Annotated in this window: 10 protein-coding genes; 8 read left to right on the top strand and 2 right to left on the bottom strand. The window is 67.3% G+C overall.

The window, feature by feature from the left end; genetic code table 11:
• The first annotated feature begins 214 nt into the window (after positions 1–214).
• The 5 genes from LPN03_RS20170 to LPN03_RS20150 all read left to right on the top strand — a co-directional run bounded on the left by LPN03_RS20170 (position 215) and on the right by LPN03_RS20150 (position 3,450).
• On the top strand, positions 215–658 hold the full coding sequence (locus LPN03_RS20170) for an SgcJ/EcaC family oxidoreductase (protein WP_205678298.1): 444 nt from the start codon (positions 215–217) through the stop codon (positions 656–658).
• 67 nt (positions 659–725) lie between these two features.
• Positions 726–1,043 carry a YciI family protein gene (locus tag LPN03_RS20165; protein ID WP_262455676.1) on the top strand — a complete coding sequence of 106 codons (318 nt, stop codon included), beginning with the start codon at positions 726–728 and terminating at the stop codon, positions 1,041–1,043.
• A complete protein-coding gene (locus LPN03_RS20160) occupies positions 1,043–2,296 on the top strand; it encodes an RNA polymerase sigma factor (protein ID WP_262455675.1) in 1,254 nt (417 codons plus the stop codon). The genes LPN03_RS20165 and LPN03_RS20160 overlap by 1 nt, the downstream gene beginning before the upstream one ends.
• Positions 2,297–2,407: 111 nt before the next feature.
• The gene (locus LPN03_RS20155; RefSeq protein ID WP_262455674.1) at positions 2,408–2,671 is read left to right on the top strand and encodes a hypothetical protein; all 264 of its coding nucleotides are present in this window, start codon (positions 2,408–2,410) and stop codon (positions 2,669–2,671) included.
• A gap of 128 nt (positions 2,672–2,799) precedes the next feature.
• Entirely contained in the window at positions 2,800–3,450 is a 651-nt protein-coding gene (locus tag LPN03_RS20150; RefSeq protein WP_262455673.1) for an alpha/beta hydrolase, read from the top strand.
• Positions 3,451–3,484: 34 nt separating this feature from the next.
• Here LPN03_RS20150 and LPN03_RS20145 read toward each other — a convergent pair whose 3' ends face one another.
• Positions 3,485–4,006, bottom strand: coding sequence for a hypothetical protein (locus LPN03_RS20145; RefSeq protein ID WP_262455672.1), 522 nt, complete (start codon positions 4,004–4,006; stop codon positions 3,485–3,487).
• A gap of 209 nt (positions 4,007–4,215) precedes the next feature.
• Here LPN03_RS20145 and LPN03_RS20140 point away from each other — a divergent pair, with 209 nt between their 5' ends.
• From LPN03_RS20140 to LPN03_RS20130, 3 genes are all read left to right on the top strand, one after another.
• Positions 4,216–4,593, top strand: a complete 378-nt coding sequence (locus LPN03_RS20140; RefSeq protein ID WP_165182820.1) for a YciI family protein — start codon at positions 4,216–4,218, stop codon at positions 4,591–4,593.
• The gene (locus LPN03_RS20135) at positions 4,575–5,843 is read left to right on the top strand and encodes an RNA polymerase sigma factor (RefSeq protein WP_262455671.1); all 1,269 of its coding nucleotides are present in this window, start codon (positions 4,575–4,577) and stop codon (positions 5,841–5,843) included. The genes LPN03_RS20140 and LPN03_RS20135 overlap by 19 nt, the downstream gene beginning before the upstream one ends.
• Positions 5,844–6,016: 173 nt before the next feature.
• A complete protein-coding gene (locus tag LPN03_RS20130) occupies positions 6,017–6,526 on the top strand; it encodes a hypothetical protein (RefSeq protein ID WP_165182818.1) in 510 nt (169 codons plus the stop codon).
• A 92-nt stretch (positions 6,527–6,618) separates the two neighbouring features.
• Here the strand turns inward: LPN03_RS20130 and LPN03_RS20125 are convergent.
• A partial coding sequence (locus LPN03_RS20125; RefSeq protein WP_262455670.1) for a zinc-binding dehydrogenase occupies positions 6,619–7,058 on the bottom strand: 440 nt, incomplete at its 5' end.

Here is a 7,058-nt window from a genome sequence, read left to right as displayed (position 1 = left end):
CCACCCTTCGGCAGACAGCAGCGGTCCGTCAAGGGCCGCCTGATTGGCCGGGCCACCTCATTGTTGAGGTGGCCCGGCCAATCAGTTTAATCAGCAGTTTTGGCCGTGTCCTGTCCGCCGGTTTGAGAAACTTTCCCCAAGTCGGGCACCAGTTGTCGATCCGGGCCATGGCAGCGCGTCGTATGGTCAGGGGCTTCAAGGGAGGCCCCCCAAAATGGACACCGGAGATGAAGGGAACAAGGACATGACTGCGATCCAGGAAAACACCATTGAGTCAGAAACGGACAAGGAGGTCCGCGGCGTGTTTGAGGCTATCTACGCCGCATGGGCAGACAACGATGCGGATGCCTTCGTGGCGCCGTACCGCGAGGATGCCACTGTGGTCATGCCGGGCGTGTACCACCGTAACCGGGATGAGATCCGCGCCTCCATGGCGGCCGGCTTCAACGGGCCGCTGAAAGGGTCCCACGCGGTTGATGAACCACTCAGCATTCGGGTCATCGGCGGCAACACCGCCGTCGTCGTCAGCAGGGCCGGCATCCTCATGGCAGGGGAGACGGCGCTCCCGGCGGGGCGCGAAGTCATTGCCACCTGGGTGCTGGTCCGTCAGGATGGAAACTGGCTGGTGGCCTCCTACGCCAATGCGCCGGCCCACTGACCATCAACTGCCACCAGCAATCCATCAGGGAAAAAGTGAGGTGAGTGCAATGCCAAAGTATTTGCTCATGATCTTTCAGGAAGAAGTGGCCACGCGGGAGGAGGCGGGGGAGACGGTCAGCGGCGACTACCAAGCTTTCATGCAGCGCCGCGCAGGGTCACTGGTCAACGGGGCGGCACTTGAGCCCCCGGAATCCGCCACCTCGGTTCGGCGGGACGGTTCCGGCGGATTCTCGGTCACGGACGGCCCCTTCGCAGAGTCAAAGGAAACATTGGGCGGCTTCTACCTGATTGAGGCCGCCGACCTTGACGAGGCCCTGGAGATTGCCAAGGAGGTGCCCGCCGGCAGCGGGGTGGAAGTCCGGCCCGTGCGGGTGGCAAGCTAATGCCGCCGGCCGCCAGCCCGGAGGTGGCCGCTGCGGTTGCGGATGCGCACCGCAGGGAGTGGGCCTTTGTGCTGGCTGCCACGGTGCGCGTTGCAGGCGACATCGACTCGGCGGAAGAAACCGTCCAGGATGCCTATGCCAGCGCCTTGTCCACCTGGGATGAACGCGGTATCCCCGCGAACCCCGGCGCGTGGCTTACAGTGGCAGCCCGCCGTCGTGCCTTGGACCTGCACAGGCGCGCTGCAACGGCCCGGCGGGCGTTGCCCAAACTGTTGGATACCAGCACTGATCCGCCCGGCGGCGCTGATCTTGATGCGGAAGCCTTCCCTGATGACAGGTTGCGGTTGATCTTCACCTGCTGCCACCCGGCACTGGCCCTTGACGCCCAGGTTGCACTCACCCTGCGGTTGCTGTGCGGGCTTTCGACGGCGGACGTCGCGCGCGCATTCCTGCTGTCCGAGGCCACCATGGCGGCCCGCATTACCCGCGCGAAAAAGAAGATCGCGGCCGCCCACATCCCCTACCGCGTGCCGGCAATGTCGGAGCTCCGGGACAGGGTCGACGGCGTCCTCTCGGTGGTGCTTCTTGTCTTCACGACAGGCCACGACGCACCTTCGGGAGACGGGTTGATGCGCCGGGAGCTCGCCGACAGGGGACTGGATTTGGCCAGGATGCTCCGTGCGCTGCTTCCCGGCGATGCCGACGTCGCCGGTCTTCTGGCCCTCGTGCTGCTGACCGGTGCCCGGAATGCCGCCAGACAGGACGCTCACGGCGAGCTGGTGCTAATGGAGCACCAGGATCGCTCGAAATGGGACAGGACGGCCATTGTTGAAGGGGTGGGGCTCCTGCGGGAAGCCTTGGCGTCGAAACCGCCGGGCCGCTTCGCGCTCATGGCGGCCATTGCTGCGGTTCATGACGAAAGCGGGTCGTGGGAGGAAACCGACTGGCCGGAAATTCTGGGACTCTACGAACTGCTGGCGGCCGCCTGGCCCACTCCCGTTGTCGAACTCAACCGCGCCATTGCCCTCGGCTTTGCCATTGGTTTTGCCGAGGGACTCGCTGTGCTGGACCTGCTCGGGGCCGATCCGCGGCTGGCCCGCTACCCCTACCTTGCCGCCGCGCGCGGTGACTTCCTGGTCCGGCTGGGGCGCTCCGGGGCGGCCAGGACGGCCTTTGAAGAGGCACTGATTCTCGCCGGAAATGACGCCGAACGGCGCTTCCTGCAGGCCCGGCTGGCCGAACTTGCCGGTTGAACGGGCGGGCCCATTGAACGGGCCTGTTGAACGGCGGGCGGGTTCACGGGTTCCGCGGGACATCCCCGGATGGGGGACACTTGAAGTTCCCCATGACAAGGCGGCACCCGCATGCTTAACCTCCGGCAGGACACCGACGGCTTCATCCACATGAGCCGGCACTTTCCACGAGGGATGACAATCGCCATCACCTTTACTGACGGCAGCCGGGGCGAATTCTCCGGCTCCCGGCTCAACGGGCTCTACGACCGGGCACTGGCCGCCTACCGCCGGGGCAACAACCTCGACGCCAAGGGCTTTGACCGGGCCCCGCAGAAGATCCACCGCCGCAACGCAGTGGGGTTGGTGCCCGTCAGCCCCGACATGGGCGGCTGATGTGGCGCACGCTGGCTTCGAGGGCACCATGATGCATGGCGGCCCTTGATATATTGATTGAAGCTACAAGTAGTTGTTTTGCCGTAGCATTAACCAACCACCCCGATTCCCGCTCCCAAGGAGATTGCATGAGCCCCACACTTCGCGAGCTGCGCTCGCCCGACTGGGCCGCCGAATCTGTGCCGGACGCTGTGGCAGTCCTGCTCCACGGCTTCGGCTCCAACGAGCATGACCTGGCCTCACTGGCCCCGGCGTTGGGGCTGAACCTGCCCTGGGCTTCCCTGCGGGCGCCTCTGGAACTCGGCAACGGCGGCGCGGCCTGGTTCCCCATCGGCACTCCCGGCGACCCCATTCCCGGGCCGGTGGAGCAGGCAACGGACATCATCTGGGAGTGGGTTGAGGCGAACCTGGCCCCAGCAACGCGCATCGTGCCCATCGGATTCTCGCAGGGCGGGCTCATGGCCACGCAACTGCTGCGCACACGCCCCGAACGCGTGCTGGCGCCCGTGGTGCTGGGTGGCTTCGTGCTGGGCGCGCCGCAGCCGGGCGACGACTCCCTGCGCGCCTCCATGCCCGCGCTGTTCTGGGGGCGCGGCGCCGAGGACAGGGTCATCGCTCCGGTGGCAATCGGCCGCACCACCGAATTCCTGCCGAGCCACACCTCGCTGGTCGAGCGCGTGTACCCGGGCCTGGCTCACAGCATCAACAGCCCCGAGCTCGACGACGTCCGCGGCTTCCTCGCGGCCGAAGTGGGTGCCGCGGCGGTAGTCGGCGCCTGAGCCCTTCGGCCCGCGCGGGGCGGGGCGGGCCCCGTCAGGTCTTGCCCTTGCCTTTCTTGTCGTCCACAATTCCGCCAATCAGCCCGCCAATGGCGCCTCCCAGGACGCCGCCGGCAACCCCGCCGAGCAAGGTGCCCAAGGCTGCCCCGATCCCGGCCAGACTTGAGCCGTAGCTGACCCTGGCGATCGAGACCGTCGTCGAGCCTTCCGGGCCCACTGAGACTTCAAAGGACCCCAGTGCTGCTGAGGCGAGCACCAGGGCCACCGGGCTGGACTTGGTGCCCGCGAGCATTTTGGCGTAGATGTCCCGGGTTTCAAAGTAGGCCCGCAAGGCATTGCCCTTTGGCTCCCCTGCCTCATAGCCGAGCTTGTACAGTCCAAGCAGCGTCTCCGCCTCGTCGTCGCTAATGGCCCCGGCCGCCGTCAGCCTGGCGAGCACGGCCCGGTGCTCGGCCACGTAATCGCCCTTGAACTCCTCCATGACGCCCCGCGCCTCGACCCGCGCGGCGTACATCAAGTCCGGCAAACCGACAATGATTGCTGGTGTTGTGTCCATCGTGCCCCTCCTTTGGGTGCACAAATAACGCTACGCCGCTACCGGAGAGTTGTGACCGGTGTCACATTTGAAATGTGTTGTCGATCCGCCGCCCGCCCAATCGTCATCCTGGTGAAGCACGGCCACGAGGCACGCCAGCCGCCGTCGTGCTTGGCACAAAAGGCGTTGCCGCCCGTGGACGGCACCGCCCCGATCAAGGAGAATGAACCATGCGCTACACACTGCTTTTGCACTACCCGGAAATGGATGCCGCATCGCTCGGTGAGGAGGCCATGGCCGAGGGGCAGCGGGCCTTCAGCAGCTACGCCACGGCGTTGCACCAGGCCAAGGTCCTGATCAGCGCCGAGGTGCTGCAGCCTTCGTCGAACACCACCACGCTGACCAAGGCCGGAGGCACCTTGCGCGTGCAGGACGGACCGTTTGCCGACACCAAGGAACAGCTGGGCGGCACGTTCGTCATTGACGTTGCCGACCTCGACGCCGCCATCGAGTGGGCGGGGAAGGCCCCGTCCGTGGAATGGGGTGCCGTGGAAATCCGGCCCGGGGCCACCTACACCGTGGACGGTGCGTGGACGCCAAACGCCTGACCCCTGGGGAGGCGCGGGCTGCGGCTGAGCACGCTGCCCGCGCCTCCTACGGGCACCTTGTTGCCCTTCTTGCAGCGTCCACGGGCGATCTTTCGCTGGCCGAGGACGCGCTTTCGGATGCCTTTGAACAGGCCCTGCTCAGCTGGCCCTCCGGGGGAGCCCCCGCCAATCCCGAAGGCTGGCTGCTCACGGTGGCCCGCAACAGGCAGCGCGACACCTGGAAATCAGCCTCCCGCCGGACGTCGCTGCCGTTGGAGGAGGCGGACGGGAACGGAGGCACCGCGATGTCGGCCCTGGATGAACTCGATGTTGACGCCATTGGGGACAAGCACCTGGAACTCCTGTTCACCTGCGCACACCCCGCCATTGACCCTGCAATCCGGACGCCGTTGATGCTGCAGGCGGTCCTGGGCTTTGACGCGGCCCGCATTGCTTCCGCCTTTGCCGTCCCGGCCGCGGCCATGGCGCAACGCCTGGTGCGGGCCAAAAAGCGCATCAAGGCGGCCCGGATTCCGTTCGCCGTGCCCGGCAGGGACGCCATGCCCGGGCGGCTGCCTGCCGTGCTGGAGGCCGTCTACGGCTGCTATGCGCTGGCTTTCCTCGACGCGCCGGAAGGGCAGGGCGGGGACATGGCAGCTGAGGCGCTCTATCTGGCGGTGACCCTGGCCGCGCTTCTGGACTCTGAGCCGGAGGCATGGGGCCTGGCTGCCCTGATCGCCCTTTCCCAGGCCCGCGCGCCTGCCCGCCGCGGCCCGTTTGTTCCGCTCGAGGAACAGGACACGGCCCTGTGGGACAGCCGCCTCATGGAGGAGGGCGCATCACTGCTGCGCCGGGCCTCGGCCGGGGGCGCCACGGGGCGCTTCCAGCTGGAGGCAGCCATCCAGGCAGTGCATTGCGAGCGCGCACGCACGCACGCCACTGACTGGGCGGCCCTGCGGACCCTGTATGCGGCGCTTGTGGCGGTTGCACCCAGCCTCGGCGCGCGGGTGGCGCTGGCTGCGGTGATTGGCCGTGCCGAATCCCCGGCCGCCGGCCTGGCGGAACTGGACGCCCTTGCCGTACGGGACGATCCTGCCGGGGCGGCCGCCGTCGAGCACTTCCAGCCCTTCCTGGCCACCCGGGCGGACCTGCTGGCCCGGGCCGGACGACGGCGGGAGGCGGCGGAGGCGTACAACGCGGCGGCCGGCGCCACCCCGCAGCCCGCGGTGCGCGCCTATTTGCTGCAGCGGGCTGCGGAACTGGGACCGTAGGATTGGCCGCTGCTCGAAACCCGGACTGTCAGCGTGTCCATCGCCCGGGCGGGGCACCGGACCGGGGTTGAGGGCTACTTTGACCAGCCCGGGGACGTGTCGATGAGGGTGCCGGAGACGGCAGTCCCATGGCGGTGATGCCGGAGGGGCCGTGCGCCCACTACGCTGTTCCCATGACAGCCTTGAAAGTGTTTGGACTGGACATCGACAAACTGGCCGGCGGGCGCAACGGCCACTACGTGATCGAGGAGGCCGCGCGGGTCCATCCGCGCACGCGCCGGGCCTTCCGCTGGGTCAATTGGATCCTGGCCCTTGAGGTCCTGGTGGGCGTGAGCGCCATCGTGATTGCCCTGGTGCTGGAAATCCGCGGCACGCCGGTGGGCTTCGCCGTGCTGTTCCGCGGCGTGGTGGTGCTGTTCATGACGCTGACACTGTTCTTTTTTGCGTGGCGGGCGGAGCAGGGCTACTACTGGGGCTACCAGCGGCTGCGGCTGTTCAGCCAGATCTTCCCCGTCATCACCTTGATCGTGGCCACCATCCCTGGTCTGTACCCTTACTGGATGGTGGTGGAACAGATCATCTTTGCCGCCCTCATGATCGGCATTGCGGACTTCTTGACCAGCGACCACATGCGGGACGCCTACCCCAGCCCCAAGCGCCTCGCGGAGCGCCCCCAGCCCTGAAGCAGGGCACGACGCCGGCTCCCGCACTTGGGCGGGCGGCCCGCGGGAGGTGCGGGCCGCCGTCGTGCTTCCGTGCTGGCGGCCCGCTCCTTCTAGAACGTTGCTGCGTCGATCACGAAGCGGTAGCGCACATCCGATGCCAGGACGCGTTCGTAGGCTTCGTTGATTTTGCCGGCCCGGATGACCTCGATCTCGGCGCCGATGCCGTGCTCAGCGCAGAAGTCGAGCATCTCCTGGGTTTCGGCGATGCCGCCAATCGCGGACCCGGCGAAGGACCGGCGCCCCCCGATCAGGGAGAAGACCTGCACGGGCAGGGGCTGCGGCGGGGCACCCACGTTGACCAGGGCGCCGTCGAGCGCCAGGAGCTGCAGGTACGCGTTGATGTCGATGGCGGCGCTGACGGTGTTGATGATCAGGTCGAAGCTGCCGGCAAGGTCTGCGAACGTGTTCTCGTCGCTGGTGGCGAAGTAGTGGTCGGCGCCGAGCCGCAGCCCGTCCTCCTGCTTCTTCAGCGACTGGGACAGCACGGTGA

The sequence above is a fragment of the Arthrobacter sp. A2-55 genome (assembly GCF_025548615.1).
In the GTDB taxonomy this organism is placed as follows: domain Bacteria; phylum Actinomycetota; class Actinomycetes; order Actinomycetales; family Micrococcaceae; genus Specibacter; species Specibacter silviterrae.
This window is presented reverse-complemented; position numbering and strand designations above follow the sequence as displayed.